Annotated in this window: 28 protein-coding genes; 10 read left to right on the top strand and 18 right to left on the bottom strand. The window is 65.9% G+C overall.

The genetic code is table 11. The annotated features are described in order from the left end of the window. Positions 1-113: 113 nt before the first annotated feature. The 3 genes from ACSX1C_RS09660 (at position 114) to grxD (ending at position 3,259) form a co-directional block, all read left to right on the top strand. Positions 114-545, top strand: a complete 432-nt coding sequence (locus ACSX1C_RS09660; protein ID WP_439889234.1) for a hypothetical protein — start codon at positions 114-116, stop codon at positions 543-545. A 146-nt stretch (positions 546-691) separates the two neighbouring features. Continuing rightward, entirely contained in the window at positions 692-2,800 is a 2,109-nt protein-coding gene (locus ACSX1C_RS09655; protein WP_439889233.1) for a molybdopterin-dependent oxidoreductase, read from the top strand. Positions 2,801-2,932: 132 nt separating this feature from the next. Then, positions 2,933-3,259: a Grx4 family monothiol glutaredoxin gene (grxD, locus tag ACSX1C_RS09650; RefSeq protein ID WP_213638783.1), complete on the top strand. Its 327-nt coding sequence runs from the start codon at positions 2,933-2,935 to the stop codon at positions 3,257-3,259. 66 nt (positions 3,260-3,325) lie between these two features. Here the strand turns inward: grxD and bfr are convergent, their stop codons facing one another. Further along, on the bottom strand, positions 3,326-3,796 hold the full coding sequence (gene bfr / locus ACSX1C_RS09645) for a bacterioferritin (RefSeq protein WP_439889232.1): 471 nt from the start codon (positions 3,794-3,796) through the stop codon (positions 3,326-3,328). Between the two features lie 197 nt (positions 3,797-3,993). Continuing rightward, positions 3,994-4,212: a bacterioferritin-associated ferredoxin gene (locus ACSX1C_RS09640; protein WP_439889231.1), complete on the bottom strand. Its 219-nt coding sequence runs from the start codon at positions 4,210-4,212 to the stop codon at positions 3,994-3,996. A 292-nt stretch (positions 4,213-4,504) separates the two neighbouring features. Here ACSX1C_RS09640 and ACSX1C_RS09635 point away from each other — a divergent pair, with 292 nt between their 5' ends. Next, complete coding sequence (locus tag ACSX1C_RS09635) at positions 4,505-5,107, top strand: peroxiredoxin (protein ID WP_318645537.1); 603 nt, start codon at positions 4,505-4,507, stop codon at positions 5,105-5,107. A 68-nt stretch (positions 5,108-5,175) separates the two neighbouring features. Here ACSX1C_RS09635 and rnt read toward each other — a convergent pair whose 3' ends face one another. Next, positions 5,176-5,850, bottom strand: a complete 675-nt coding sequence (rnt, locus tag ACSX1C_RS09630; protein WP_439889230.1) for a ribonuclease T — start codon at positions 5,848-5,850, stop codon at positions 5,176-5,178. Next, entirely contained in the window at positions 5,847-6,893 is a 1,047-nt protein-coding gene (pyrC, locus tag ACSX1C_RS09625; protein ID WP_439889229.1) for a dihydroorotase, read from the bottom strand. The genes rnt and pyrC overlap by 4 nt, the downstream gene beginning before the upstream one ends. A 166-nt stretch (positions 6,894-7,059) precedes the next feature. Between pyrC and ACSX1C_RS09620 the strand changes: the two genes are divergently transcribed. From ACSX1C_RS09620 to gloA, 3 genes are all read left to right on the top strand, one after another. After that, on the top strand, positions 7,060-7,974 hold the full coding sequence (locus tag ACSX1C_RS09620) for a flagellar protein MotY (RefSeq protein ID WP_439889228.1): 915 nt from the start codon (positions 7,060-7,062) through the stop codon (positions 7,972-7,974). A 122-nt stretch (positions 7,975-8,096) separates the two neighbouring features. Continuing rightward, the gene (locus ACSX1C_RS09615) at positions 8,097-9,314 is read left to right on the top strand and encodes an argininosuccinate synthase (protein ID WP_318645541.1); all 1,218 of its coding nucleotides are present in this window, start codon (positions 8,097-8,099) and stop codon (positions 9,312-9,314) included. A 107-nt stretch (positions 9,315-9,421) separates the two neighbouring features. Next, a complete protein-coding gene (gene gloA, locus ACSX1C_RS09610; RefSeq protein ID WP_318645542.1) occupies positions 9,422-9,814 on the top strand; it encodes a lactoylglutathione lyase in 393 nt (130 codons plus the stop codon). A 71-nt stretch (positions 9,815-9,885) separates the two neighbouring features. On the opposite strand, the gene ACSX1C_RS09605 is transcribed toward gloA, so the two are convergent. The 9 genes from ACSX1C_RS09605 to metG all read right to left on the bottom strand — a co-directional run bounded on the left by ACSX1C_RS09605 (position 9,886) and on the right by metG (position 19,253). Next, positions 9,886-10,065 (bottom strand): PA3496 family putative envelope integrity protein, encoded by a 180-nt coding sequence (locus tag ACSX1C_RS09605; RefSeq protein ID WP_318645543.1) that lies wholly within the window; start codon positions 10,063-10,065, stop codon positions 9,886-9,888. 113 nt (positions 10,066-10,178) lie between these two features. Beyond that, complete coding sequence (gene nth, locus ACSX1C_RS09600) at positions 10,179-10,817, bottom strand: endonuclease III (RefSeq protein WP_439889227.1); 639 nt, start codon at positions 10,815-10,817, stop codon at positions 10,179-10,181. Next, on the bottom strand, positions 10,814-11,521 hold the full coding sequence (locus ACSX1C_RS09595) for an electron transport complex subunit E (protein WP_439889226.1): 708 nt from the start codon (positions 11,519-11,521) through the stop codon (positions 10,814-10,816). Before ACSX1C_RS09595 ends, nth begins: the two co-directional genes overlap by 4 nt. Next, positions 11,514-12,155, bottom strand: a complete 642-nt coding sequence (gene rsxG / locus ACSX1C_RS09590) for an electron transport complex subunit RsxG (protein ID WP_439889225.1) — start codon at positions 12,153-12,155, stop codon at positions 11,514-11,516. The genes ACSX1C_RS09595 and rsxG overlap by 8 nt, the downstream gene beginning before the upstream one ends. Positions 12,156-12,158: 3 nt before the next feature. Beyond that, positions 12,159-13,190: an RnfABCDGE type electron transport complex subunit D gene (locus ACSX1C_RS09585; RefSeq protein ID WP_439889224.1), complete on the bottom strand. Its 1,032-nt coding sequence runs from the start codon at positions 13,188-13,190 to the stop codon at positions 12,159-12,161. 53 nt (positions 13,191-13,243) lie between these two features. Beyond that, the gene (gene rsxC, locus ACSX1C_RS09580; protein WP_439889223.1) at positions 13,244-15,928 is read right to left on the bottom strand and encodes an electron transport complex subunit RsxC; all 2,685 of its coding nucleotides are present in this window, start codon (positions 15,926-15,928) and stop codon (positions 13,244-13,246) included. Next, the gene (gene rsxB, locus ACSX1C_RS09575) at positions 15,925-16,500 is read right to left on the bottom strand and encodes an electron transport complex subunit RsxB (RefSeq protein WP_439889222.1); all 576 of its coding nucleotides are present in this window, start codon (positions 16,498-16,500) and stop codon (positions 15,925-15,927) included. Before rsxB ends, rsxC begins: the two co-directional genes overlap by 4 nt. Beyond that, on the bottom strand, positions 16,497-17,081 hold the full coding sequence (gene rsxA / locus ACSX1C_RS09570; RefSeq protein ID WP_318645550.1) for an electron transport complex subunit RsxA: 585 nt from the start codon (positions 17,079-17,081) through the stop codon (positions 16,497-16,499). The genes rsxB and rsxA overlap by 4 nt, the downstream gene beginning before the upstream one ends. Positions 17,082-17,216: 135 nt before the next feature. Next, the gene (gene metG / locus ACSX1C_RS09565) at positions 17,217-19,253 is read right to left on the bottom strand and encodes a methionine--tRNA ligase (RefSeq protein WP_439889221.1); all 2,037 of its coding nucleotides are present in this window, start codon (positions 19,251-19,253) and stop codon (positions 17,217-17,219) included. Positions 19,254-19,469: 216 nt separating this feature from the next. Between metG and apbC the strand changes: the two genes are divergently transcribed. Next, positions 19,470-20,558, top strand: a complete 1,089-nt coding sequence (gene apbC / locus ACSX1C_RS09560; RefSeq protein ID WP_439889220.1) for an iron-sulfur cluster carrier protein ApbC — start codon at positions 19,470-19,472, stop codon at positions 20,556-20,558. Positions 20,559-20,617: 59 nt separating this feature from the next. Here the strand turns inward: apbC and ACSX1C_RS09555 are convergent, their stop codons facing one another. Further along, positions 20,618-20,827 carry a cold-shock protein gene (locus ACSX1C_RS09555; protein WP_013714598.1) on the bottom strand — a complete coding sequence of 70 codons (210 nt, stop codon included), beginning with the start codon at positions 20,825-20,827 and terminating at the stop codon, positions 20,618-20,620. 323 nt (positions 20,828-21,150) lie between these two features. Here ACSX1C_RS09555 and dcd point away from each other — a divergent pair, with 323 nt between their 5' ends. Both dcd and ACSX1C_RS09545 read left to right on the top strand, forming a co-directional pair. Then, entirely contained in the window at positions 21,151-21,717 is a 567-nt protein-coding gene (dcd, locus tag ACSX1C_RS09550; RefSeq protein ID WP_213638766.1) for a dCTP deaminase, read from the top strand. 187 nt (positions 21,718-21,904) lie between these two features. Continuing rightward, positions 21,905-22,132 (top strand): hypothetical protein, encoded by a 228-nt coding sequence (locus tag ACSX1C_RS09545; RefSeq protein ID WP_318645553.1) that lies wholly within the window; start codon positions 21,905-21,907, stop codon positions 22,130-22,132. 153 nt (positions 22,133-22,285) lie between these two features. Here ACSX1C_RS09545 and ACSX1C_RS09540 read toward each other — a convergent pair whose 3' ends face one another. The 4 genes from ACSX1C_RS09540 to ACSX1C_RS09525 form a co-directional block, all read right to left on the bottom strand. Continuing rightward, positions 22,286-24,820 carry a penicillin acylase family protein gene (locus tag ACSX1C_RS09540; protein ID WP_439889219.1) on the bottom strand — a complete coding sequence of 845 codons (2,535 nt, stop codon included), beginning with the start codon at positions 24,818-24,820 and terminating at the stop codon, positions 22,286-22,288. Between the two features lie 167 nt (positions 24,821-24,987). Further along, on the bottom strand, positions 24,988-25,452 hold the full coding sequence (locus ACSX1C_RS09535; RefSeq protein WP_439889218.1) for a DUF2489 domain-containing protein: 465 nt from the start codon (positions 25,450-25,452) through the stop codon (positions 24,988-24,990). 7 nt (positions 25,453-25,459) lie between these two features. Continuing rightward, positions 25,460-25,660: an SEC-C metal-binding domain-containing protein gene (locus ACSX1C_RS09530; protein ID WP_439889217.1), complete on the bottom strand. Its 201-nt coding sequence runs from the start codon at positions 25,658-25,660 to the stop codon at positions 25,460-25,462. Positions 25,661-25,666: 6 nt separating this feature from the next. Continuing rightward, the gene (locus ACSX1C_RS09525) at positions 25,667-26,164 is read right to left on the bottom strand and encodes an LEA type 2 family protein (RefSeq protein ID WP_439889216.1); all 498 of its coding nucleotides are present in this window, start codon (positions 26,162-26,164) and stop codon (positions 25,667-25,669) included. Between the last annotated feature and the right edge of the window lie 8 nt (positions 26,165-26,172).

The raw sequence follows: 26,172 nt of genomic DNA, 5'->3' as shown, positions 1-26,172 counted from the left end.
GACAACTGTGCTTGCCCGGGCGCCATGGGGCTTCTAGGATGCCCGCGCCTTTTCCAGGCAATGCATTGTCTCGCAACGGGACGTCCATGGAATGTTATGCAAAGGAGTTTTGCATGAAGCACGTAGCCTACGCCGCCGCTTTCACCGCCCTCGCTCTGTTGACTGGCTGTGCCAGCCAGAACGTCAGCCAGCCGACCGCACCCCTGAACGGTAAAGTCAAGACTGACCTGAAGGCCGATGTGAAAGTGGGTGAGCCCATCTCCGGTGAGTCCTCGGTGAGCATCCTGTTCAACGTGTTCAAGCTGGGTGGCGACAGCCAGTTCGCCGATGGTGTGACCTATGGTGGTGGCGAAGGTGGTTTTGCCCTGGGTCTGGACCCGGTGGCTTCCGCCAAGTCCGCAGCAGCCTACAAAGCTGTTACCACTTCGGGTGCCGACCTGATCGTCGCGCCGCGTTACGAAGTGAACGTCGAAGATTACTTCGTCTACAAGACCGTCAACGTCAAAGTGACAGGTAAGAAAGGCACCGTGACCGCCATCCGTTAAGGAAGGGTTGTCCGCACTGCTGAATCGGCTGGCATGATGCCGGCCGATTCATGAGACGAACCCTGCTGGCGTGGTCTCCTCACAGTCCCCATAGTCTTGTCATGCGACCGCAACGGTCGTCTCGAACAAGAACATGAGGCCAGGCCATGACCAAGACCCTCCATCACCGTGCGTGCCATCTGTGTGAAGCCATCTGCGGTCTGACCATCGAGACCGAGACCCTGGCCGACGGCAGTACCCGCATCCTGTCGATCAAGGGCGATGCCCGGGATAGCTTCAGTCGTGGCCATATCTGTCCCAAGGCGGTGGCCCTGCAGGACATCCAGAACGACCCCGACCGTCTGCGCCAACCCATGCGTCGAATCGGCAAGGAGTGGCAGGCGATTGGCTGGGACGAGGCCTTCGCCCTGGTCGCCGAGCGCCTGAGCGCCATCCAGGGGCTTCATGGCAACAGTGCCGTGGCGATCTATCAAGGCAACCCCAGCGTGCACAACTATGGGCTGATGACCCATAGCAACTATTTCCTCGGCCTGCTCAAGACCCGCAGCCGTTTCTCCGCCACGTCGGTCGACCAGCTGCCCCATCACCTGGTCAGCCTGCTGATGTACGGCCATGGCATGCTGTTGCCGATCCCGGACATCGACCGCACCGAGTTCATGCTGATCCTCGGCGGCAATCCGTTGGCCTCCAACGGCAGCATCATGACCGTGCCGGATGTCGAGAAACGCCTCAAGGCCATCCAGGCGCGCGGCGGCAAAGTGGTGGTGCTCGACCCGCGCCGCAGCGAGACCGCGGCCATAGCCGATCAGCACCTGTTCGTCCGTCCGGGCGAGGATGCGGCCCTGCTGCTGGCCCTGCTCAATACATTGTTCGAGGAGGGCCTGACGCGCGACAGCCATCTGCCTGTCGCCGGCCTGGACGAGGTGCGCCAGGCGATCGCCGGCTTCACCGCCGAGACCATGGCCGGGCGTTGTGGGGTGCCGGCCGCCACCATCTGCCAGTTGGCGCGCGACTTTGCCGCCGCGGACAGGGCCGTGTGCTACGGGCGCATGGGCGTGTCCACCCAGGCTTTCGGCACGCTGTGCCAGTGGTTGATCCAGTTGCTCAACCTGGTCACCGGCAATCTGGACCGGGAGGGCGGAGCGCTCTGCAGCGAGGCGGCCATCGACCTCACCGCTGCGAGCTCCGGTACCCATTTCGATCGCTGGCGCAGTCGCGTTTCGGCTCTGCCGGAATACGGCGGCGAGCTGCCGGTGGCGGCCCTGGCCGAGGAAATGTTGACGCCGGGTGCGGGGCAGGTCCGCGCGCTGATCACGGTCGCCGGCAACCCGGTGCTCTCGACCCCCAATGGCCGTCAGCTGGAGACGGCGCTGGAGGGGCTGGAGTTCATGCTCAGCATCGACCCCTACATCAACGAAACCACCCGCTATGCCGACCTGATCCTGCCGCCGACCGCGCCGCTGGAGCATGACCATTACGATCTGACCTTCAACAACCTCGCCGTACGCAACGTCAGTCGCTTCAACGAAGCGGTGCTGCCCAAGCCGGACGGAGCGCTGCACGACTGGGAGATCTTCGTCGGCCTGGCCCAGGCCTTCGCGGCCAGGACCGGCGCGGTGCTGAAGCCGACCCTGGCGCCGGCGCAGATCATCGACATCGGCCTGCGCGCCGGGCGCTATGGCGACCAGGCAGCGCAGAAACTGAGTCTGGCCAGCTTGCGCGAGCATCCCCATGGCATCGATCTGGGCGCGCTCAAGCCCAATCTGACCGGTCGCCTGCAGACGGCGGGACACCAGGTCCAGGCGGCGCCAGCCTTGCTCTTGAACGATCTCGCGCGTTTTGCCGCGCAACCGGCGGCCAGGGCCGACGAGCTGTTGCTGATCGGCCGTCGCCATGTGCGCAGCAACAACTCCTGGATGCACAACTACCGCCGCCTGGTGAAGGGCAAGCCGCGGCATCAGCTGCTGATGCATCCGGCGGACCTGGACCGGCGTGGTATCGCCGACGGCCAGCGCGTGCGCGTGCGCTCGCGGGTCGGGGTCGTCGAGGTGGAGGTGGCGGCCAGCGAGGAGATGATGCCCGGGGTGGTCAGCCTGCCCCATGGCTGGGGCCATGCCCGCCCCGGGGTTCGACTGGGCATTGCCTGCGAGCAGCCGGGCGTCAGCGTCAACGACCTGACCGACGAGCGCCTGCTCGATGCCTTGTCCGGTAATGTGGCGCTCAACGGCGTGCCGGTGGCGGTCACGGCCGCCTGATGAGCCGCTCCGAGGGGCGCTTGGCGTCTCTTGGGGCCGGGGCCGGCAAGGCCGAGCATTGCGCTCGGCTTTTGGTTACAATGCCGCCACCGTGACGACCCCGAGTCGCAAAGCCAAGTCCTGAGGTGCCCTATGGATATCATCGAAACCATCAAAGAGCAGATCGCCAACAACACCGTTCTGCTGTACATGAAAGGCTCGCCGAATGCTCCGCAGTGCGGCTTTTCTTCCCGCGCCGCGCAAGTGGTGATGGCCTGTGGCGAGAAGTTCGCCTATGTCGACATCCTGCAGAATCCGGAAATCCGCGCCAACCTGCCCAAGTACGCCAACTGGCCGACTTTCCCGCAGCTGTGGGTCGATGGCGAGCTGGTCGGCGGCAGCGATATCATGGCCGAGATGTTCGAGAAGGGCGAGCTGCAGACCCTGATCAAGAACGCGGTGCAGAAGGCCGACGCTTAAGTTGGTTCTGCAGCACAAAAAAACCCGCCATGGCGGGTTTTTTTGTGGGTGCCGTGCCGATACGGCTTATTCGTCCATCTGCGATTGCAGGTAGTTCTCCATGCCGACTTTGTCGATCAGGCTGAGCTGGGTCTCCAGCCAGTCGATATGGTCTTCTTCCGAGCAGAGGATCTCTTCGAGCAGTTCACGGCTGGCGTAGTCGCCGATACTCTCGCAGTAGGCGATCGCTTCCTTCAGATCGATATGCGCCTTGTGTTCGATCTTCAGATCGCACTCGAGCATCTCCTTGGTGTTTTCGCCGATCAGGATCTTGCCCAGGTCTTGCAGGTTTGGCAGGCCTTCGAGAAAGAGGATGCGCTTGATCAGCTTGTCCGCATGCTTCATCTCGTCGATGGACTCGTGATACTCGTGCTCGCCGAGTTTTTTCAGACCCCAGTCCTCGTACATGCGGGCATGCAGGAAGTACTGATTGATCGCAACCAGCTCGTTGCCGAGGATCTTGTTCAGATGTTGGATGACCTTCTTGTCGCCTTTCATGTCCGAGCCTGCCTTTGAGGGAAGTCAATTTAAAATTCTGGGCTGGCAAATAGCGACTGTCAAACTTAAGTGTTTGAAAGATATATAAAAGTAAATATGAATACGAACGCTTAAGCTCCGCATCTGAGCGCTCGAGCATTGAATTGCCGGCATAAAAAAACCGGACAGGGGTCCGGTTTGTTATTCGCTGTGCCCGGTCAGGCCGCGGCGAAACTCGCGGGGTAGGCCAGGGCCGCCTGGCTGTTCTGCACGTCGCTCAGGGTCTCGCGTACCACCTGCTTGGCCAGGCAGGCGCATTTGCCGCACTGGCTGGCGACGCCGAGGGTCGTGCGCACCTCGCGGTAGCTGCAACACCCGCCATAGATCGCGTCGCGGATCTGGTGGTCGGTGACTCCTTCGCAGAGGCAGACATACATAGTCGGGTCCGTCACATGGCAGTGGTTCGATATGCAAAGATACTAATGTTAATGAGAATGCGTGTCAAAGACCTCTTGGTTCGTTCGGGGCGGATTTTCCCGGAAGCGGATAAACGGTCGCGTCGGGGCGGCGACGGGGCGCCGATGGCGGGGGCAAAAAGCGGTGGGCGCTGCTCAAAACCGAGGTGTATCATGGGCGGCCCAGGTGTGCGAGCCGAGTCACCGGGCGGGCGTCTAGCAGACCCAGGATCAAGCAGGCTCGCACCTGACCCATCACTTCAGGAGATATCGAATGAGCGTACTCGTAGGCAAGCAAGCCCCGGACTTCAACGTCGCTGCCGTACTGGGCAACGGCGAAATCGTCGACAGCTTCAGCCTGTCCTCGGCGATCAAGGGCAAATACGGCCTGGTGTTCTTCTATCCGCTGGACTTCACCTTCGTTTGCCCGTCCGAGCTGATCGCCCTGGATCATCGCATCCCCGAGTTCCAGGCACGCAATGTCGAAGTGATCGGTGTGTCCATCGACTCCCACTTCACCCATAACGCCTGGCGCAACACCCCGGTCGACAAGGGCGGCATCGGCCCGGTCAAGTACACCCTGGCGGCCGACATCAACCACGAGATCTGCAAGGCCTACGACGTCGAGTCCGAAGGCGGCGTGGCCTTCCGTGGCGCCTTCCTGATCGACAAGAACGGCGTGGTCCGTTCGCAGATCGTCAACGACCTGCCGTTGGGCCGCAACATGGACGAGCTGCTGCGTCTGGTCGATGCCCTGCAGTTCACCGAGGAGCACGGCGAAGTCTGCCCGGCCAACTGGAAGAAGGGCGACAAGGGCATGACCGCCTCGCCGGAAGGCGTGGCCAAGTACCTGGCCGAGAACGCCGCCAACCTGTAAGGCGCGCTCGTTGCACGAAAAACCCGGCCTAGGCCGGGTTTTTTGCTGTTGGGGGTGTCATCGCGGGGTCAGTCGTCGTAGTCCATCCAGCCGCCCATTTCCTTCCAGCGGTTGACGATGCCGCAGAACAGTTCTGCGGTCTTCTCGGTGTCGTAGCGCGCCGAGTGGGCTTCCTTGCCGTCGAACTCGATGCCGGCCGCCTGGCAGGCCTTGGCCAGCACGGTCTGGCCGTAGGCCAGGCCGGCCAGGGTGGCCGTGTCGAAGCTGGAGAAGGGGTGGAAGGGGTTGCGCTTGATGCCGGTGCGGGCCACGGCGGCGTTGAGGAAGCCCAGGTCGAAATTGCTGTTGTGGCCGACCAGAATCGCCCGCTTGCAGCCGTTGGCCTTCAGCGACTTGCGCAGACCGCGGAAGATCTCGTTCAGCGCATGCTCCTCGCTGACCGCCATACGCAGCGGGTGGTCCAGCTTGATGCCGGTGAACTCCAGGGCCGCCTGCTCGATGTTGGCGCCCTCGAACGGCTCGATGCGGAAGAAGTGGGTGTGGTCCGGATAGAGGAAGCCGCCTTCGTCCATGCCGACGGTGGTCGCGGCGATCTCCAGCAGGGCGTCGGTGGCACAGTTGAAACCGCCGGTCTCGACATCCACGACCACCGGCAGGTAGCCGCGAAAGCGTGCCGCCATGGGGTGGCGCGCGGCGGACGGGGTGCTGCTCTCGATTTCGTCGTCGTACAGGTCTTCGCTCACGCCTGTTCCTCCAGTACGCGCCAGCGCAGGGTCTCGCCGGCGCGCAGGGGAATCACGGTCTGGTCGCCGAAGGGCAGGCTGGCCGGGGCGCTCCACGCCTCACGGACCAGGGTGATGGTCTCGCGGTTGCGCGGCAGGCCGTAGAAGTCGGGACCATGCAGGCTGGCGAAGCCCTCCAGCTTGTCCAGCGCATTGCGCTGCTCGAAGGCCTCGGCGTACAGCTCGAGGGCCGCATAGGCGGTGTAGCAGCCGGCGCAGCCGCAGGCGGCCTCCTTGGCATGCTTGGCGTGGGGCGCCGAGTCGGTGCCGAGGAAGAACTTGCGACTGCCGCTGGTGGCGGCGTCGAGCAGGGCCTCCTGATGCACATTGCGCTTGAGGATGGGCAGGCAATAGAAGTGCGGGCGGATGCCGCCGACCAGCATGTGGTTGCGGTTGTACAGCAGGTGGTGGGCGGTGATGGTGGCGCCGACGTTGGCCGGGGCGGCCTCGACGAACTGCACGGCATCGCGGGTGGTGATGTGTTCGAACACCACCTTCAGGCTCGGGAAGCGTTCGACCACCCGGCGCAAATGCTCGTCGATGAAGGCCTTCTCGCGGTCGAACACGTCGATCTCGCTACGGGTCACCTCGCCGTGCACCAGCAGTGGCAGACCGACCTCGGCCATGGCTTCCAGAGCCGGGAAGATCTTGTCGATGCTGGTCACGCCGGAGTCGGAATTGGTGGTGGCGCCGGCCGGATACAGCTTGGCCGCGTGGACGAAGCCCGAGGCCTTGGCCGTGCGCACGTCGGAGGCCGAGGTCAGGTCGGTGAGGTAGAGCACCATCAGCGGCTCGAAGCGGCTTGCGGCCGGGCGCGCCGCGAGGATGCGCTGGCGGTAGGCCTCGGCTTCGTCGGTGTTGCGCACCGGCGGTACCAGGTTCGGCATGATGATGGCGCGGGCGAAGGTGCGCGCGACATCGGCGACGGTGTGCGGCAGCACGGCGCCGTCGCGCAGGTGGATGTGCCAGTCGTCGGGACGCAGCAGGGTGAGGCGGTCGGTCATGGAGGGCTTCCGGGCGGGCAGAACGTGCCTGGAATGCTACCGGAAAAGCCCCGCCAGGGCACGTCGGGCCGATGCCTGGGGCGGTGCTGGGCAACGCCGCGGCTTAAGTTTTCCCGCGGGCCACCGATACCCCGGTTGAACGCCGAAATTCCCCGTGGAGCCCGCCGTGCGCCAGTCCTGCCTAGCCCTGTTCAGCCTGCTCGCCAGTTTGCCGGCGTTCGGCATCAGCTTTCAGACCCGTCTGGAGCAGGTCGAATGGCGAGTCGAGGGTGACCGGTTCGAGTGCCGCCTGTCGCAGCCCATCACCGATTTCGGCGCCGGCCAGTTCGTCCGCCGCGCCGGCGAGCAGGCGATCTTCCGCCTGCAGGTCCGCGAGCGCTGGCTGGGCAGCGGTTCGGCCACCCTGCTGGCGGCGGCGGCGCCCTGGCAGCCGGGGCGCGGCGATATCAACCTGGGTTCGGTCAGCATCGCCGCCGGCGAGGTGCCGTTCAACAGCTCGCAGTACCAGGCCGGGCGCCTGCTCAGCGGCCTGCTCGAGGGGCGCAGCCCGCTGGTGCGCCACCGTACCCTGCAGGGCGGCGAGCGCCTGGAGGTGCGCCTGCTGCCGGTCAGGTTCCGTCAGGCCTACGACGACTACCTGGCCTGCGCCGCCAAACTGCTGCCGGTCAACTTCGAGCAGGTGCGCCAGACTCAGGTCGGGTTCCCCGGCGGCGGCGTCGACCTGGAGCCGCAGGCTCAGGCCAAGCTGGACATCATCCTGACCTTGCTCAAGGCCGACCCCAGCGTCAATCGCATCCAGCTCGACGGCCATGCCGACAACAGCGGCAACCGCCTGACCAACCGTGACCTGTCGCGTCGGCGGGCCCTGGCGGTGCAGGCCTACCTCGAGGCCAACGGGGTGCCGAGCGAACAGATCAGCGTTCGCTTTCATGGCGAACGCTATCCGCTGGTGCCCAACAGCAACACGGCCAACCGGGCGAAGAATCGACGGGTCGGCATTCGCCTGGAGCGGGTGCCACCGGCGCCGGCGGCGGAAGCCGCACCGGAGGCCGCCGCGGCGACGCCCCCAGCCGCATCCTGAGCCGTCGCACGGCGGCAAGTCGCTGTCGCCTCGTCGTCACAAGCTGTCGCGCCCCTGTAAATTGGTCGCCGGGGTCAGTAGAATCACGGGTTTTCCCGAACAACCCCGTGGAGTTGATTGGCATGGCCGACGTAAACAAGGTGGTCCTGGCGTATTCCGGTGGCCTGGACACTTCGGTGATCCTCAAGTGGCTGCAAGATACCTATAACTGCGAAGTGGTGACCTTCACCGCGGACCTCGGCCAGGGGGAAGAAGTCGAGCCGGCGCGCGCCAAGGCCCAGGCCATGGGCGTCAAGGAAATCTACATCGACGACCTGCGCGAAGAGTTCGTGCGTGACTTCGTCTACCCGATGTTCCGCGCCAACACCGTCTACGAAGGCGAATACCTGCTGGGCACTTCCATCGCCCGCCCGCTGATCGCCAAGCGCCTGATCGAGATCGCCAACGAGACCGGCGCCGACGCCATCTCCCACGGCGCCACCGGCAAGGGCAACGACCAGGTGCGTTTCGAGCTGGGCGCCTACGCCCTCAAGCCGGGTGTCAAGGTGATCGCGCCGTGGCGCGAGTGGGACCTGATGTCCCGCGAGAAGCTGATGGACTACGCCGCGAAGCACGAGATCCCGATCGAGCGCCACGGCAAGAAGAAGTCGCCGTACTCCATGGACGCCAACCTGCTGCACATCTCCTACGAGGGCGGTGTGCTGGAGGACACCTGGACCGAGCACGAAGAAGACATGTGGCGCTGGACCAAGTCGCCGGAAGCGGCGCCGGATACCCCGACCTACATCGAGCTGACCTACCGCGCCGGCGACATCGTCGCCATCGACGGCAAGGACATGACCCCGGCCACCGTGCTGGCCGAGCTGAACCGCATCGGCGGCGAGAACGGCATCGGTCGCCTGGACATAGTCGAGAACCGCTTCGTCGGCATGAAGTCGCGCGGCTGCTACGAGACCCCCGGCGGCACCATCATGCTCAAGGCGCACCGCGCCATCGAGTCGATCACCCTGGACCGCGAAGTGGCCCACCTGAAAGACGAGCTGATGCCCAAGTACGCCAGCCTGATCTACAACGGCTTCTGGTGGAGCCCGGAGCGCGTCATGCTGCAGCAGATGATCGACGCCTCCCAGGCCAACGTGAACGGCGTGGTGCGCCTGAAGCTGTACAAGGGCAACGTCGTGGTGGTCGGCCGCAAGTCCGACGACTCGCTGTTCGACGCCAACATCGCCACCTTCGAGGACGATGCCGGCGCCTACAATCAGCAGGACGCGGCGGGCTTCATCAAGCTCAACGCGCTGCGCATGCGCATCGCCGCGAACAAGGGGCGTACCCTGCTGTAACGGCAGTCGCCCTGCGGCCAGCCATGGCCAGACGTCACACGACCCCGGCCCAGGCCGGGGTCGTGCTTTCTACGCCGCCACAAGCGGCCTGCAAGGAGGAATTACCGATGAGATTGCTGCATACCATGCTGCGCGTCGGCGACCTGGACAAGTCCATCGCCTTCTATACCGAGGTGCTGGGCATGACCCTGTTGCGCCGCAAGGATTACCCGGAAGGGCAGTTCACCCTGGCCTTCGTCGGCTATGGCGACGAGGCGCACAACAGCGTGATCGAGCTGACCCACAACTGGGGGGTGGACAGCTACGAGCTGGGCAGCGGCTACGGCCATATCGCCCTGGAGGTGGAGGATGTCTATAAGGCCTGCGAGGACATCCGTGCCCGCGGCGGCCTTATCGTCCGCGAGCCGGGGCCGATGAAGCACGGCAGCAGCATCCTGGCCTTCGTCGAGGACCCGGACGGCTACCGCATCGAGCTGCTGTCGCCGACGCGCAACGACTGAGCCTCGCGCGGGTCGAAAAATGCAAAAGCCCCGCTTCGGCGGGGCTTTTTCATGTCTGGGCGGCGCGGCAGCTACAGATCGAAATCGTATTCGGCCAGCTGCTTGTGCAGGCGTCGCTCCTCGAGGAAGTTGTCGATGATGCGCCGCTTGGTCAGGTTGGTCTTGGCGACTTCGACGGGGGCTTCGGCATCGTCCGAATCGTCTGCGACGAAATCGTCGTCGAGCTCGAGGTCTTCTTTGGCAGTGCTCATGGGCTTTCACTCCAGCTTGGCTACGGGGGGCCATTTGCGCACCTTATAGCCGCAAAACCGGGGCGGGTAAAAAAGATTTTTTCAATCAGAAGACGGGATTTTTCACCGAAAGATCAATCGTCGGAAGTCTTGTGCTTGTACTCGCACAGGTCTTCGATGCGGCAGCTGCCGCAACGCGGCTTGCGCGCCTGACAGACGTAGCGGCCATGCAGGATCAGCCAGTGGTGGGCATCCAGCAAAAACTCCTTGGGCACGAACTTGAGCAGCTTCTTTTCCACCTCCAGCACCGTCTTGCCCGGGGCGATGCCGGTGCGGTTGCTGACGCGGAAGATGTGGGTGTCCACCGCCATGGCCAACTGCCGGAAGGCGGTGTTGAGCACCACGTTGGCGGTCTTGCGGCCGACGCCCGGCAGGGCCTCCAAGGCCTCGCGACTCTGCGGAACCTGGCCGCCGTGCTGTTCGACCAGGATGCGGCAGGTCTCGATGACGTTCTTCGCCTTGCTGTTGTACAGGCCGATGGTCTTGATGTATTCGGACAGGCCTTCGACGCCCAGGGCATGGATGGCAGCGGGCGTATTGGCCACCGGGAACAGCCTGGCGGTGGCCTTGTTGACCCCGACATCGGTGGCCTGGGCCGAGAGGATCACCGCGATCAGCAGCTCGAAGGGCGAGTCGTAGGCCAGCTCGGTCTTGGGCTCCGGGTTGTCCTCGTGCAACCGGCGGAAGATCTCGTAGCGCTTGGCCGCGTTCACTCGATCACCCCGGTGACCCGCACCCGCCGACTCTGCGCCGGCGCCTGCGGCTGTCGCGCCTTGGCCCGTTCGGCCAGCACCTGGTCGATGCGATTCTTGCCGGCGATCAGCAGGCCGAGGACGATGAAGGCGCCGGGCGGCAGGATGGCCAGCAGGAAGCCCGGGTAGTCGGGAATGACGCTGATCTGCCAGTCGGCCGCCAGGGGGCCGAACAGCAGGTGCATGTTGGCCAGCAGGGCGCCGGTGCCGAACAGCTCGCGCAGGGCGCCGATCATCACCAGCACCACGCCGAAGCCCAGGCCCATGATCAGGCCGTCGTAGGCGGCGCGGGCGGGGTCGTTCTTCGCCGCGAAACCGTCGGCGCGGCCGAGGATCACGCAGTTGGTGGTGATCAGCGGGATGAAGATGCCGAGGATCTGGTACAGCTCGTAGGTGAACGCCTGCATCAGCAGCTCGATGCAGGTGGTCAGGCCGGCGATGATCATGACGAAGGCGGGCAGACGCACGGCGGTGTTGACCACGCCGCGCACCAGCGACACCGCGGTGTTGGAGCAGACCAGCACCATGGCGCTGGCCAGGGCCAGGCCGAGGGCGTTGACCGTCGAGTTGCTGACCCCCAGTAACGGGCAGAGGCCGAGCAGCTGCACCAGGGCCGGGTTGTTCTTCCACAGGCCGTTGAGGGTGATCTCGCGATAGCTAACCATGGGGCTTCACCTGGGCTGCGAACAGCTCCTGCTTGTGCGCGTCGAAGTATTGCAGGGTCAGGTGCACGGCCTTGACCACCGCCCGCGGGGTGATGGTGGCGCCGGCGAACTGGTCGAACTGGCCGCGGTCCTTGCGCACCGCCCAGCCGGCCTCGTCCGGATCGCTCAGGGACTTGCCGTCGAAGCCGAGAATCCACGGGCTCTTGCTCAACTCGACCTTGTCGCCCAGGCCCGGGGTTTCCTTGTGGCCCAGCACCCGCACCCCGGCCAGGCGGCCGTCGGCGCGGATGCCGACCAGCAGCTCGATGGCCCCGCTGTAGCCGTCCGGTGCGGTGGCGCGCAGGATCACCGCGCTGGGCTGGCCGTCCTTGGTGGCGACATAGGCGGGGCGGGGTCCCTTGCTGCCGAGCAGCTCGGGGTCGTGCACCGCGACGCTGCTGTCCAGCAACTGGTTGTCGTAGCTGCCTTGGGGGAGGATCTCGGCGAGGGCGCGCACCTGGGCCGCGCGCTCGGCGGCGGCGATGCGGCTGGCGGTGGCCTGCTGCAGCAGTGCCACCAGGCCGACCGTGGTCACGGCGAAGAGGCCCAGCACCAGGCTGTTCTTCAGCATCGAGCGGCTGATTTCCGGTAGCACGGGTTATTCCCCCAACTTGAAGCCGCGGGTCGGCTTGCGGTGGCCGTAGGTGCGTGGCCGGGTGTAGTAGTCGATGGTCGGCGCCGCCAGGTTCATCAGCAGCACGGCGAAGGCCACGCCGTCCGGGTAACCGCCCCAGGCGCGGATGACATACACCAGCACGCCGACGCCGACGCCGAACAGCAGGCGCCCGAGGTTGCTGGTGGCGCCGGACACCGGATCGGTGACGATGAAGAAGGCGCCGAGCATGGTCGCGCCGCTGAGCAGATGAAACAGCGGCGAACCATGGGAGTCGGAGCCGCTGCCGTTCCAGAACACCAGGCTCATCAGCGCCAGGGCGGCGAGCATGCCGACCGGCGCGTGCCAGCTGAACAGGCGCTTGTGCAGCAGGTACAGGCCGCCGGCGAGGAAGGCCAGGTTGACCGCCTCGATTGCGGCGCCGCCGAAGCGGCCGAAGGCCGGATGCTGGGTCCACAGCTCGTCGACGGTCAGGCTCTGGTTGATCTTCAGCACGTCCAGGGCGGTGGCCTGGGCCCAGCCGTCGGGCAGGGCGGCGATGCCGAAGATATGCAGCAGGCCGTCGACCGGACCGACCCGCTGCGGTGCGGGCCAGCTGGTCATCTCGCTGGGGAAGGAGATCAGCACCACCACGTAGCCGAGCATCGCCGGGTTGAACGGGTTCTGGCCGAGGCCGCCATACAGCTGCTTGCCGAAGACGATGGCGAAGCCCGTGGCGATCAGGGTCAGCCACCAGGGCGAGTAGGGCGGCAGGGCCAGGGCCAGCAGCACCGCAGTGACCAGGGCGCTGTAATCCTTGAGGAAGAAGCCCAGCGGGCGCTGGCGCAGGGCGAGGATGGCCGCCTCGAAGCCCAGGGCGCAGGCACCGGCCCAGAGCAGGTTGATCAGCGTGCCGGCGCCGAACAGCCAGGTCAGGGCCAGGATGCCGGGCACGCAGGCCAGCAGCACCTGCAGCATCACCTGCTGGGTGCGGTTGGCGCCCTTGGCGTGGGGCGAAGTGATGCGGGGCAGGGCCATTGGCGCTCCGGTGTCAGGTAGTGTTGAGGGGGCAGATCGCCAGGCGACCGGCCCTACGACTCGGTGTGCTGCTGCAGTTTGTCTTCGGCCTCGGCCAGACGCCGGCGCGCAGCCTGCAACGCCTCGGCCGTGGCGCCGCCGTCGCGCTCCAGCTTGCGCAGGTCGGCGCGGGCGAAGGCCACCTCGGTCTTCAGGGCGCGAGTGGCGTCATCGACCGGGCGCTTGTCGCTGCGTACCAGCTCGGGCGCCGGCTTGCTGGAGGCGGCTTCGGCGTCGTGCAGGGCCTGCTCGGCCGCGGCGACGGCCGCTCGCAGGGGCTCCAGCTCGACCTCCGCGACTTCGGCTTTCTCGGCCTTCTTCAGCTCGGCGCGTTTCATCGCCAGCTCGACCTTGGCCTTCTTCAGCGGATCGACCTTATCGCTTGGCGTCGCCCTGGCCGGCGCGGCGGGTGCCTGGTTCTGCAGGCCGTCCAGCAGTTTCTCGGCTTCTTCGAGCTGCTGGCGCAGGCGCGCCAGCTCGGCCTGCTGGTCGTCGTCCGGGGCCTCCAGCTTCTCCAGCTTGCGCACCTGGGCACGGAGCATGGCGGCGTCGATCTTGGCCTTCTTCAGGGCGCCGTCGTCCACGACCGTGGCCGGCGCGGCGGGCGGTTGGTTCTGCAGGCCGTCCAGCAGCTTCTCGGCTTCCTCGAGTTGCTGGCGCAGGCGCGTCAGTTCGGCCTGCTGGTCGTCGTCCGGGGCCTCCAGCTTGTCCAGCTTGCGCAGCTGGGCACGGAGCATGGCGGCATCGATCTTGGCCTTCTTCAGGGCGCCGTCGTCCACGGCCTTGGCCGGCGCGGCGGGTGCCTGGTTCTGCAGGCTGTCGAGCAGCTTCTCGGCGGCCTCGAGCTGCTGGCGCAGGCGCGCCAGCTCGGCCTGCTGATCGTCGTCCGGGGCCTCGAGCTTGTCCAGCTTGCGCAGCTGGGCGCGGAGCATGGCGGCGTCGATCTTGGCCTTCTTCAGGGCGCCGTCGTCCACGGCCGGGGCGGCCGGGGGCGCGCTGGCCAGGGCGGCGTCCAGGGCCTTCTGCGCCGCCTCGGCGGCGGCGCGCAGGTCGCTGACCTGGGCCTGCAGCTCCGGGGTGTCGTGGGCGGCCAGCTGCTTCTCGGCCTTCTTCAGGGCGACCTGGGCCATGCTGGCGTCGATCTTCAGCTTCTTCTGCGCATCGCTCAGGCTGCTGACCCTGGCCGCCGGGGCGGCGGCCACGGCGTCCTCCTCCAGCAGCCCGGCGGAGGTCTCGGCCTGGATCGCCTTGGCCCGGGCGGCGCGTTCGGCGCGGGCCTGGCGCTCGGCCTCCTTCTGCTCCTCGGCGCGGCGCAGGCGCTCCTGGCGCAACTCGAAGCGCTGCTTGGAGTGTTCGGCCTTGATCTGCTTCTGTTCCAGCTCGCGGATCTCGCCCTTGGCCGCGCGGTAGTACTGCACCAGGGGGATGCTCGAGGGGCAGACGTAGGCGCAGGCGCCGCATTCGATGCAGTCGAACAGGTTATGCGCGCGCAGCTGCTCGTGTTCCTGGCCGAGGGCGAAGAAGTGCAGCTGCTGCGGCAGCAGGGTGGCCGGGCAGGCCTCGGCGCATTCGCCGCAGCGGATGCACGGCAGCGCCGGCGGCGGTGGCGGCAGTTCCTCGGCGCTGGCGGCCAGCAGGCAGTTGGTGGTCTTGATCAGCGGCACTTCGAGGTTGGGCAGGGTGAAGCCCATCATCGGGCCGCCCATGACCAGGCGGTGCAGCTTGTCGGCCTGCAGGCCGGCAAACTCGAGCAGCTCGCCGACCGGGGTGCCGAGCAGTGCCTCGACGTTCATCGGCTGGGCCAGGGCCTCGCCGGTGAGGGTGGTGATGCGGCTGATCAGCGGCTTGCCGTGCACCACCGCCTCGTGGATGGCCACGGCGCTGCCGACGTTCTGGCAGAGCATGCCGATATCGGCGGGCAGGCCGCCGCTGGGCACCTCGACGCCGGTGAGGATCTGGATCAGCTGCTTCTCGCCGCCGGAGGGGTACTTGGTCGGGAACACCCGCACGCCGAAGGGCCGCTCGCCCACCGCGGCCTTTACCGCGGCGATGGCCTCGGGCTTGTTGTCCTCGATGCCGATCAGCACCTGCTCGGGCTGGATCAGCTGGACCAGGATCTCGATGCCGCCGACCAGCTCGGCGGCCTTCTCGCGCATCAGCAGGTCGTCGGCGGTGATGTAGGGCTCGCACTCGGTGCCGTTGATGATCAGCGTGTGAATCTTCTGGGTCGGCCGCGCCGCGAGCTTCACCGCGGTGGGGAAGCCGGCGCCGCCCAGGCCGCTGATGCCGGCCTGGCGGATCTTCTCCAGCAGGGCCTCGGGCTCAAGCTGGCGATAATCGGGGCAGGGCTCCAGGTCGCACCACTGCTCCTGGCCGTCGCTGTCGATGACGATGGCCGGGGCGAGCATGCCGGACACATGGGGGTAGGGCTGCGGGCCGACGAAGCTGACGATGCCGGAGGTCGGTGCATGCAGCGGGGCGCTGACGAAACCGCTGGCTTCGGCGATCTTCTGGCCCTTGAACACCGCCTCGCCGACCACCACCAGGGGCTCGGCAGTCGCGCCTACGTGCTGGTTCAGCGGCAGTATTAGGCGCTTGGGCAGCGGCGCCGGCTGCACGGCCGAGCGGTTGGACAGTTCCTTGCGCTCCGGCGGATGGATGCCGCCGTGGATATCCCAGATCATGTTCTGTGCGCTCATGCGGCCTGTCCCCGATCGGTAGCGATCAGTTGTCCGGGCGGCAGGGGCAGCTGCCACTTCCAGCTCTGCACCGTGCTGCCGACTTCCAGCATGTCGATGCAGTCCACCGGGCAGGGCTCGACGCACAGGTCGCAGCCGGTGCATTCGCTGGCGATCACCGTGTGCATCTGCTTGGCCGCACCGACGATGGCGTCCACCGGACAGGCCTGGATGCACTTGGTACAGCCGATGCACTCGGCCTCGCGGATAAAGGCGACCATCTGCGGCTTCTCGCCTTCCACCGCATCCAGCGGCTCGGGTTCGACGTCCAGCAGGTCGGCCAGGGCGGCGATGGTGGCCTCGCCGCCGGGCGGGCACTTGTTGATCTTGTCGCCGCCGGCGATCGCCTCGGCGTAGGGCTTGCAGCCGGGGTAGCCGCATTGGCCGCACTGGGTCTGCGGCAGCAGGGCGTTGATCTGCTCGGCGATGGGGTTGCCCTCGACGCGAAAACGCACCGCGGCATAGCCGAGGATGGCACCGCACACCAGGCACAGGCCGAGCAGGGCGAGTACCGCGCTGATCACCAGGCTCATAGCTTGATCAACCCGGTGAAGCCCATGAACGCCAGGGACATCAGCCCGGCGGTGACCATGCCGATGGCCGCGCCCTGGAAGGCCTTGGGCACGTCGGCAATGGCGATGCGCTCGCGCATGGCGGCGAACAGCACCAGCACCAGGGAGAAGCCCAGGCCGGCGGCGAAGCCGTTGGCGGTGGCGCTGACGAAGGTGAACTCGGCCTTGTTGGCGTTGAGCAGGGCCACGCCCAGGACGATGCAGTTGGTGGTGATCAGCGGCAGGAAGATGCCCAGCACGCGGTACAGCAGTGGGCTGGTCTTGTTCACCACCATCTCGGTGAACTGCACGGTCACGGCGATCACCAGGATGAAGCTGATGGTGCGCAGAAACTCCAGGTCCAGGGGCTTGAGCACATACTGCTGGACCAGGTAGCTGCACATGGCGGCCAGGGTCAGGACGAAGGTGGTGGCCAGGGACAGGCCGATGGCCGTCTCGATCTTCTTCGACACGCCCATGAACGGGCAGAGGCCGAGGAACTGCACCAGCACGAAGTTGTTGACCAGGATGGCGCTTACCATGATCAGGGCGAGTTCGGTCATTGCGGGTACCGTGGTGGACAGGCAAGGGCCGTGGGAAAAGGGCGCCTATTATCGGGAAGGCGCCCGGTGCAGACAAGCCGGCATAGGCCGGCGTGTCGCCGCGTCATAACAGCGTAGCGTGCGCCGGGCTAAGCCTTACTTGACCCGTTGGCCCGGTTTGGCGCCGCTGTCGGGGCCGAGCAGGTAGATTTCCTCGCCGCCCGGGCCGGCGGCCAGCACCATGCCCTCGCTGATGCCGAACTTCATCTTGCGCGGGGCCAGGTTGGCCACGTACAGGGTCAGGCGGCCCTCCAGCGCGCTCGGCTCCGGGTAGGCGCTCTTGATGCCGGAGAACACGTTGCGCTTGGCATCGCCGATGTCCAGGGACAGGCGCAGCAGCTTGTCGGCGCCCTCGACGAACTCGGCCTTCTCGATCAGAGCGATGCGCAGGTCGACGGCGGCGAAGGCATCGAAATTGATCTCCGCGGCCAGCGGCTCCTTGCTCAGCTCGCCATTACCGGCCGGCTGGCTGGCTTCGGCGACCAGGTCCTCCTTGGAGGCTTCGATCATGGCGTCGATCTTCGTCGGCTCGATGCGAGTCAGCAGGGCGCTGAACGGGTTCAGTCGATGGTCGGCCAGCAGGCTCTGGTGGTCGTCCCAGGTCAGCGGCGCGACATTGAGGAAGGCCTCGGCATCGGCGGCCAGCTTCGGCAGCACCGGCTTGAGGAAGATCACCAACTGGCGGAACAGGTTGATGCCCAGGGCGCAGATTTCCTGGACCTCGGCCTGCTTGCCTTCCTGCTTGTTCAGGGCCCAGGGCGCCTTGTCGGCGATCCAGGCGTTGGCGCGGTCGGCCAGGGCCATGATCTCGCGCATGGCCCGGGCGAAGTCGCGGGCCTCGTAGGCCTCGGCGATGGACGGCGCGGCGCCCTTGAAGGCCTCGGTCAGTTCCGGCGCCGGGTCGGCGGCTACCAGCACGCTGCCATTGCCCTTGTGGATGAAGCCGGCGCAGCGGCTGGCGATGTTCACCACCTTGCCCACCAGGTCGGAGTTGACCTTCTGCACGAAGTCCTCGAGGTTCAGGTCGAGGTCGTCGACGCCGCGGCCCAGCTTGGCCGCGTAGTAGTAGCGCAGGTACTCGGGGTTGAGGTGATCGAGGTAGGTGCGCGCCTTGATGAAGGTGCCGCGGGACTTGGACATCTTCTGCCCGTTGACGGTCAGGTAGCCGTGCACGTTGATGGCGCTGGGCGTGCGCAGGCCGGCGCCTTCGAGCATGGCCGGCCAGAACAGGGCGTGGAAGTTGACGATGTCCTTGCCGATGAAGTGGTACAGCTCGGCCTCGGAGCCCTTGTTCCAGAAGGCGTCGAAGTCCAGCTCCGGGCGCTTGGCGCACAGATTCTTGAAGCTGGCCATATAGCCGATCGGCGCGTCCAGCCAGACGTAGAAATACTTGCCCGGCTCGTCGGGGATCTCGAAACCGAAATAGGGCGCGTCGCGGCTGATGTCCCATTCCTGCAGGCCGGCATCCAGCCATTCGGCGATCTTGTTGGCCACCGCGTCCTGCAGGGTGCCGCTGCGGGTCCACTGCTCGAGCATGGCCTGGAAGTCCGGCAGCTTGAAGAAGAAGTGCTTGGAGTCGCGCAGCTCCGGCACGGCGCCGGAGATGGCCGAGCGTGGGTTCTTCAGCTCGGTCGGCGCGTAGGTGGCGCCGCACTTCTCGCAGTTGTCGCCGTATTGGTCCTCGGCCGCGCACTTGGGGCAGGTGCCCTTGATGAAGCGGTCGGCGAGGAACATGCCCTTTTCCGGGTCGAAATACTGGGTCACCGAGCGGGTGGCGATATGCCCGGCGTCGCGCAGCTTCAGGTAGATGGCCGCCGACAGCTCGCGGTTCTCCTCCGAATGGGTCGAGTGGTAGTTGTCGAAGTCGACCCCGAAGTCGGCGAAGTCGGCGCTGTGCTCGGCCTGCACCTCGGCGATCAGCTGCTCGGCGCTGATGCCCTGCTTCTCGGCGCGCAGCATGATGGCCGAGCCGTGGGCGTCGTCGGCGCAGACGTAGATGCACTGGTTGCCGCGCAGTTTCTGATAGCGCACCCACATGTCGGTCTGGATGTACTCGAGCATATGGCCGAGATGGATCGAACCGTTGGCGTAGGGCAGGGCGCTGGTGACGAGAATCTTGCGGGCTTCGGACATGGGGATCGGCTGCACTGGTAAAACGAAGGGAGTCGGCAACTATATAGGCGCAGCGGTTTTTTTTCATCCGCCCGTGCACCGGTGTGCGCTGCCTAGCTGCGGCCTCGACATGCGTGGCGGCGACGCCGGCGCTCGCCATGGGGCGGCGGGCATGCGTTGGAGCCGGCGCTCGGTTAGGATGGCCGTCTGTTTTACTCGGTCTTTTCTGGAGTTGCCATGAGCGTCGTGACCCGTCAGGCGGTGGAAGCCGCCCTGCGTCAATACACCGATCCCCACCTCAATCAGGACCCGGTCAGCGCCGGCTGCCTGCGCGAGGTCGATATCCAGGGCGACCAGGTGCGCGTGCGTCTGGAGCTGGGCTATGCCGCCGAGCTGTTCAGGGGCGGCTGGGCGCAGATGCTGCAGATGGCCCTGGAGAATCTGGAGGGCGTGGCCAGGGCCCAGGTGCAGGTCGACTGCCGGGTCGAGGCGCACAAGGGCCAGGAGCAGGTGCCGGCCCTGGCCAACGTGAAGAACATCATCGCCGTGGCCTCGGGCAAGGGCGGGGTGGGCAAGTCGACCACCGCGGCCAACCTGGCCCTGGCCCTGGCCCGTGAAGGCGCGCGGGTCGGCATCCTCGATGCGGACATCTATGGGCCGAGCCAGGGCATCATGTTCGGCGTCGCCGAGGGTACCCGGCCCGAGGTCAAGGAGCAGAAGTGGTTCGTGCCGCTTCAGGCGCATGGCGTGCAGGTGATGTCCATGGCCTTCCTCACCGACGAGAACACCCCGGTGGTGTGGCGCGGGCCCATGGTCTCCGGTGCGCTGATCCAGCTGATCACCCAGACTGCCTGGGACAACCTGGATTACCTGGTGGTGGACATGCCGCCGGGCACCGGCGACATCCAGCTGACTCTGGCGCAGAAGGTGCCGGTGGCCGGCGCGGTGATCGTCACCACGCCCCAGGACCTGGCCCTGCTGGACGCCAAGAAGGGCGTGGAGATGTTCCGCAAGGTGCATATCCCGGTGCTGGGTGTGGTGGAGAACATGGCGGTGCACATCTGCTCCAACTGCGGCCATGCCGAGCACCTGTTCGGCGAGGGCGGCGGCGAGCGGCTGGCGGCACAGTTCGGGGTCGACCTGCTGGCCTCCATGCCGCTGTCGATGGCCATCCGCCTGCAGTCCGATGGCGGCAAGCCGACCACCATCGCCGACCCGGAAAGCCAGATCGCCATGCTCTACCAGGCCATGGCCCGCAGCGTCGGTGCGCGCATCGCCCAGGCCGCGCAGCCGGCGATGCCGAGCATCAAGGTCAGCGACGACTGACTGTTCTCCAGGCACAAAAAAGCCCCGCCTAGGCGGGGCTTTTTTCGAGTCGGTGCAGGTTAGATAACCTGAACTTCCTCAGCTTGCATGCCTTTCTGACCACGGGTGGCCACGAAGGAGACCTGCTGACCTTCTTTCAGGGTCTTGAAGCCATCGCTCTGGATAGCTTTGAAGTGAACGAACAGGTCGTCACCGGATTGCGGGGTGATGAAGCCGTAGCCTTTTTCATCGTTGAACCACTTAACGGTGCCAGTCTGACGATTGGACATGTGAAATCTCCTAACAAAAGTAATAGCAGCCCTGGAAAAGCCCAGGCCGGGACTGAGTGCAACGAGTACTAGGAGTCGGACGATGTTTGGATCGAAATCTAGGCATCAAGTAGCGATTCGCGGTGACACATGCAGCACAGTGGGGCCACCATACCCGCTTTTGCCACGAAGCGCGAATGCTCTGTGCGCCTTTTCGCGAATTAATGGCTCGGGGGCGTTCGGCGGGGCGTCGGAACGCGTCGGTCGACAGCCTTTGAACCCGCTCGCTCGCCCCGGTAAGATGCGCTCACTTTTTCACCATCAGCCCATTCAGGACGCCCGCCATGAGCATCAAATCGGACAAGTGGATTCGCCGCATGGCCCAAGAGCACGGCATGATCGAGCCTTTCGTCGAGCGCCAGGTGCGCACCGAAGGCAATGCGCCGCTGATCTCCTTCGGGGTCTCCAGTTACGGCTACGACGTGCGTTGCGCCGATGAATTCAAGGTGTTCACCAATATCAATTCGGCCACCGTCGACCCGAAGAACTTCGACGAGAAGAGCTTCGTCGATGTGAAGAGCGACGTGTGCATCATCCCGCCGAACTCCTTCGCCCTGGCGCGCACCGTCGAGTACTTCCGTATTCCACGCAATGTGCTGACCATCTGCCTGGGCAAGAGCACCTATGCGCGCTGCGGCATCATCGTCAACGTCACCCCGCTGGAGCCGGAGTGGGAAGGCCATGTGACCCTGGAGTTCTCCAACACCACCACCCTGCCGGCGAAAATCTATGCCAACGAGGGCGTGGCGCAGATGCTGTTCCTCGAATCCGATGAGGCCTGCGAGGTGTCCTACAAGGACCGTGGTGGCAAGTACCAGGGCCAGCAGGGCGTGACCCTGCCCAAGGCCTGAGCGGCCTGGCGACCACGAGTAAGAGCAAAGCCGGGCTTGCCCGGCTTTTTTGTGCCCGGCGCTCGGCGAGCCGCAGCCGGCTCTGGCGCCCCTCCCGTCGAACTGCCGGGGGGCTGGCGGACTCTAAAGCACAGGGCGCCCGCCCGCGGCGGGGTAACCGAGAGAACCCGAGGGGAAATCGCAGCTTATGGCTAAGTGGATGATTACCTACAGCAAAGACGAGGGGACCGGGGTGTTGGAGGTCGAGTCGACGACCAAGCCGAGCATGGAGCAGGCCGTGCAGTGGTTGTTGGAAATGGCCGAGCGCGACTATGAGCGTGAGGAGCCGAAGGATCGCCCCTATGAGGTGCAGACGCCGGCCGTGCGCCTGCTGGAGCGCTACGGCATCACCGTGACCAGCATCTGCGAGGAATGATGGATGCCCGGCGCTGTCAGGGGCGCAGGGGCCTTATCGCAGGCAAAAGAAAGGACGCCAATAGGCGCCCTTAAGCGATGAACTATGGAGTAAGTCCGCTAAGTCGGACTGGAGGCTCCGGTTATGAGTTCCAAAATAGCCGACGAACGGTAGTTATTGGCCCGGCATCAGCAGCAACCGTCGCGTGCCGTAGACCTTGTCGAGGTTCTGCGGCTGGAACGGAAACACCATGTAGCGCCCCTTGAGCCAGGCTTCGATGCCGTCGGCGTAATGCGCGCTGGCCGGGTTGCCGGACTGGCCCGAGCTGTTCAGGCCGAGCAGCGGTTCCTCGCTGGCGAAGTCGACGACGATGCGCATGGCGGGGATCAGCCAGGTGTCGAAGTCCTCGCCCCAGCGGTAGGCCGAGACGTTGAGGGTGCTGTGGTCGCCGCCGGCCGGGTAGGGACCGCGATCCAGGTAGTCCTTCAGTGCGTTGATGCTGGCACGCTGGCTGGCGCCCATGTATTGGGCCAGTTGGCTGGTTTCGCTGCGCCAGTTGTAGCTGTGCAGCCGGCCCCACTGCCAGGTCCGTGGGTCCTGGCCCAGGCGTGCCTGGCCGAGGCTCATGGCGGCGGCCAGGCTGCGGGCGAGTATGGCCGGTTTGTCTTCCTTCTGCGGCGTCGCGAGGTCGTCCCAGAACGGGCTGTCCTCGCGGCCCAGCAGGTGGTCGGCCTGGGCCGAGTAGGAGCTGTCGGCGGCCTGCACCAGCGCCTTCCAGGCGGCACTGGTATCCGGTCCCAATTCGTCGAGGAAGATCTGTCGCGCGCTTTCATGGAGGAAGGCGCCGTATAGCGCGGCGTCGGCCGAATCGGCGGCGAGCTTGCCGTCGAAGGCCAGCAGGCGGTTGAGCGCCTCGCGGGCCTTGTCGCGCTGGCCCGGTGGCAGGGCGTCGACGGCTTGCTGCAGGGCTTCGGCCATGCCAGGGGCGGCGAACATGGCCTGGAGCTTGGCGACGAAGGGCGAGGTTTGGTCGTATTGCATGGCGATCATGCTGGCGCGGTCGTGCTTGCCGCTGCCGGCCAGGGTGGCGATGCGCTCGGCGCGCTCCGGGTAGTACCAGGAGTTGGACAGCTGCATGCCGTAGCCGCGGTTGACGCTGCGCTGGTTGGCGGTGCCCAGCCAACCCTGCGGCGGGTCCTGGTCGTAGGGGTGGAGAATCGGGTCGGCGAAGCCGTCCCAGTCGTAGCGGCTGTCCCAGCCGGGCGAGGGCAGCAGGCCGAGGCCTTCGCGGCGGTTGGGGAAGCGCCCGGTGACCTGCCAGCCGATGTGCTCGGCATCGGCGAAGACGACGTTCAGCGGCATGGCGCGGATATCCCGGGTCGCCTCGAAGGCCTGTTCCACCGACTGGGCGCGGGATAGGTCGAAGAAGGCATCCAGGCTCTGGTCCGCTTCGAACTGCGCGGTCTGCAGGGCCAGGCCGTAACCGCTGCTCAGTTGCAGCGGCTGCAGGCGGTGCTTGCGCTCGCCCAGCACCGAGTTCAGCAGCGGGCCGTGGCGGGTTTCGTAGAGGGTCTCGCGGATCGGTCGCTCACCCTTGATGAAGAAGGTCTCCTGGCGCTCCCGGGCGGGCAGCCACTGGCCGTCGGCCTGGTAGTAGAGACGGCCGCCTTCGTGCTTGAGCTTCTCTAGGAACAGGTCCTGGTTGTCGCCCATGACCATGGTCATGCCCCAGCCCAGCTTGCCGTTGAACCCGGCGACCACGGCGGGGACGCCGGCGATCGATACGCCGGCGGCCTGGAATTTCGGCGAGCGGATCTGCACGAAGTTCCAGGCCGAGGGCAGTGCCAGGGGCAGGTGGGTGTCGTTGGCCAGCAGGCTCTTGCCGCTGCGGCTGTTCTGCGGGGCGATGGCCCAGTTGTTCGAGGCCGCGACGCCGAGCATGTGGGCGTCGGCCAGCTGGTCGGCGGCCTGGCTGATCGCCTCCAGGCCGGCGATCCGGCCGTCCAGCGCCAACCCTTCGAGCTTGGCGGCCTCCTCGAACGGCAGCGGCTCGTCCGGGTAGGTCGGCAGCAGCCAGGCCAGTTGTGCGCTGCCGACCTTCTGCGCCAGCACCAGGGCGGCGAGCTCTTCCTGCAGATTGACCGACAGGCCGAAGTTCAGCAGGCAGAACACCAGCGCCGAGTCTTCGGGTTTCCAGTAGGGCGGGCGGTAGCCGGATTCGGCCAGGTCCATCGGCAACTTGTCGCGGTAGCGGAACAGGTAGGCGTTGACGCCGCGGGCGTAGACCTCGAAGAAGCGCTGAAGGCGCGGCGAGGCGTTCTGGTACAGCACCTCGGCGCTCTTGCGCAGGTTCACCGCGCGCATGAAACGGTCGATCTCCAGCACGCCGGGGCCGGCCATTTCCGCCAGGCGGCCCTCGGCCATCAGGCGCAGGCCGACCATCTGGCTGAGGCGGTCGCTGGCATGCACGTAGCCCAGGGCGAACAGCGCGTCGTGGAAGGTGGTGGTCTCGATCAGCGGCATGCCCAGGGCATTGCGTCGCACCACCACGCTCTGCGCCAGGCCCTGGACGCGGACGATGCCCTGGGTCGGGTGCAGGCTGTCGCTGTAGCGACTCTGCAGAAAGGACTGGCAGCCGCTGAGCAGCAGGCCGACGGTGAGGGTGGCCAGGCCTAGCAGGGGCAGTGGACGAAACGCGCGCGATGACATGCAACGGGCTCCTTGCGGGACGCGGGAATCGGGTGGTGGTGGCGTGGGTGCCGCTGGAAAGCCTAGCAACCTGGGCGAGGCGAGCGGCCATATCCCGGCGCCGGGGCAGGGTGTGGCGTAAGGTAGAGGGCGTGGCGGCGCCTGGCAAGAGGCCGGGCGCCGCCCGCTCAGCCGTGCCGCGGGTTTTGCTGCAAGCCCTCGTCGAGCAGCCAGCGTGCCGCCGTGCGGGCGGCGGCCTTGTGTTGCAACTCCAGCTCGTTGAAGTGTTTCTCGTGTTGCCGGCGGGCGGCCTTGTCCAGCGCCTTCCAGTCGGCATGGGTCGGCACGTGGGCGGTGGCGGCGAACAGTCGGTGGAACACCTCGCAGCGTGCGTCCTGGCTCAGGGTGCTGTCGTAGTTGTCGAGCAGCACCTTGATGCGGATGGCGCCTTCGATCAGCGGCAGCTGCCCTTCGAGCAGACTGCCGGCGAGAACCTGCAGGTCGCCGCCGAGGCGTTGGTGACGCTCCTGCGCGGCATGCGCCTGCTCGCGCTGCCGTGCCCACACGCGTCGCCACAGCAGCAGGGCGTAACAGGCGAGCCCCAGCACCAAGAGCGCGCCGGCCAGCAGCAGAAGCAGGCTCAGGCTGCTCATGGGCGGATCAGGCGCCGTGGCATTTCTTGAATTTCTTCTGGCTGCCGCATGGGCAGGGGTCGTTGCGGCCGACGTCCTTCAGGGCGTTGCGCACCGGCTCCTGGTGGCCGTGATTGCAATGCGGGCCGTGCACATGATCGTGGTCATGGTGGTCGTGGTCGTGGTCGTGGTCGCAATCCGGGCCGTGGACGTGGGGGTGTTGGTTCATGCGGGGTTACTCCGGGATGAAATCGCCGGGAATTATCTCGCCATTGCGCGACATGTGCACGCTGCGGCCGAACATGAAGCCGGTTTTTACCGCACCGTCGAGGCGGTAGCGGATCGGTTCGTCGGGGTGCTCGAGCAACTTGACGATCTGCCGCACATGGCGCCAGAGGTTGGTGCGCACCGGCACGTCGAACACGTGATGGCCGTAGGCGGGCACGGTGAACCAGGCATCGGATTCGCCTTCGGCCAGTTTCACCTCGTTGAGGTGAACGCGGTAGTCGAGGCCACGCACCGGCAGGCTGACGCTGTTGGGGTTGTCGATGCGAAAGCGCAGGACGAAGCGCTGCTCCAGCAGCTTGGCCCGTATGACCTCGACCTTGACCAGGCGGATATCCGGATCCTTGAAGCCACCGGTCATCCAGGTGGAGCATCCGCCGAGGCCTGAAAGCAGGCCGAAAAATATCAGTAGGCTGAGAATTCTTATAGTTTTTGCCTGATACAACATTGGGTACT

It is taken from the genome of Pseudomonas sp. MBLB4123 (assembly GCF_051904775.1).
GTDB classification, from domain to species: domain Bacteria; phylum Pseudomonadota; class Gammaproteobacteria; order Pseudomonadales; family Pseudomonadaceae; genus Aquipseudomonas; species Aquipseudomonas benzenivorans_B.
This window is presented reverse-complemented; position numbering and strand designations above follow the sequence as displayed.

What these genes read in the sequence shown, in the direction of transcription:
- ACSX1C_RS09535 (WP_439889218.1), bottom strand. Translation starts at nt 25,452, where the DNA reads ATGAGCAGCCTGAGCCTGCTTCTGCTGCTGGCCGGCGCGCTCTTGGTG.
- gloA (WP_318645542.1), top strand. Translation starts at nt 9,422, where the DNA reads ATGAGATTGCTGCATACCATGCTGCGCGTCGGCGACCTGGACAAGTCC.
- bfr (WP_439889232.1), bottom strand. Translation starts at nt 3,796, where the DNA reads ATGAAAGGCGACAAGAAGGTCATCCAACATCTGAACAAGATCCTCGGC.
- pyrC (WP_439889229.1), bottom strand. Translation starts at nt 6,893, where the DNA reads ATGACCGACCGCCTCACCCTGCTGCGTCCCGACGACTGGCACATCCAC.
- ACSX1C_RS09640 (WP_439889231.1), bottom strand. Translation starts at nt 4,212, where the DNA reads ATGTATGTCTGCCTCTGCGAAGGAGTCACCGACCACCAGATCCGCGAC.
- rsxC (WP_439889223.1), bottom strand. Translation starts at nt 15,928, where the DNA reads ATGAGCGCACAGAACATGATCTGGGATATCCACGGCGGCATCCATCCG.
- ACSX1C_RS09585 (WP_439889224.1), bottom strand. Translation starts at nt 13,190, where the DNA reads ATGGCCCTGCCCCGCATCACTTCGCCCCACGCCAAGGGCGCCAACCGC.
- ACSX1C_RS09615 (WP_318645541.1), top strand. Translation starts at nt 8,097, where the DNA reads ATGGCCGACGTAAACAAGGTGGTCCTGGCGTATTCCGGTGGCCTGGAC.
- rsxB (WP_439889222.1), bottom strand. Translation starts at nt 16,500, where the DNA reads ATGAGCCTGGTGATCAGCGCGGTACTCGCCCTGCTCGGCCTGTGCCTG.
- ACSX1C_RS09525 (WP_439889216.1), bottom strand. Translation starts at nt 26,164, where the DNA reads ATGTTGTATCAGGCAAAAACTATAAGAATTCTCAGCCTACTGATATTT.
- ACSX1C_RS09545 (WP_318645553.1), top strand. Translation starts at nt 21,905, where the DNA reads ATGGCTAAGTGGATGATTACCTACAGCAAAGACGAGGGGACCGGGGTG.
- ACSX1C_RS09540 (WP_439889219.1), bottom strand. Translation starts at nt 24,820, where the DNA reads ATGTCATCGCGCGCGTTTCGTCCACTGCCCCTGCTAGGCCTGGCCACC.
- dcd (WP_213638766.1), top strand. Translation starts at nt 21,151, where the DNA reads ATGAGCATCAAATCGGACAAGTGGATTCGCCGCATGGCCCAAGAGCAC.
- metG (WP_439889221.1), bottom strand. Translation starts at nt 19,253, where the DNA reads ATGTCCGAAGCCCGCAAGATTCTCGTCACCAGCGCCCTGCCCTACGCC.
- ACSX1C_RS09635 (WP_318645537.1), top strand. Translation starts at nt 4,505, where the DNA reads ATGAGCGTACTCGTAGGCAAGCAAGCCCCGGACTTCAACGTCGCTGCC.
- ACSX1C_RS09595 (WP_439889226.1), bottom strand. Translation starts at nt 11,521, where the DNA reads ATGGTTAGCTATCGCGAGATCACCCTCAACGGCCTGTGGAAGAACAAC.
- ACSX1C_RS09605 (WP_318645543.1), bottom strand. Translation starts at nt 10,065, where the DNA reads ATGAGCACTGCCAAAGAAGACCTCGAGCTCGACGACGATTTCGTCGCA.
- rsxA (WP_318645550.1), bottom strand. Translation starts at nt 17,081, where the DNA reads ATGACCGAACTCGCCCTGATCATGGTAAGCGCCATCCTGGTCAACAAC.
- ACSX1C_RS09555 (WP_013714598.1), bottom strand. Translation starts at nt 20,827, where the DNA reads ATGTCCAATCGTCAGACTGGCACCGTTAAGTGGTTCAACGATGAAAAA.
- grxD (WP_213638783.1), top strand. Translation starts at nt 2,933, where the DNA reads ATGGATATCATCGAAACCATCAAAGAGCAGATCGCCAACAACACCGTT.
- ACSX1C_RS09660 (WP_439889234.1), top strand. Translation starts at nt 114, where the DNA reads ATGAAGCACGTAGCCTACGCCGCCGCTTTCACCGCCCTCGCTCTGTTG.
- apbC (WP_439889220.1), top strand. Translation starts at nt 19,470, where the DNA reads ATGAGCGTCGTGACCCGTCAGGCGGTGGAAGCCGCCCTGCGTCAATAC.
- ACSX1C_RS09530 (WP_439889217.1), bottom strand. Translation starts at nt 25,660, where the DNA reads ATGAACCAACACCCCCACGTCCACGGCCCGGATTGCGACCACGACCAC.
- ACSX1C_RS09655 (WP_439889233.1), top strand. Translation starts at nt 692, where the DNA reads ATGACCAAGACCCTCCATCACCGTGCGTGCCATCTGTGTGAAGCCATC.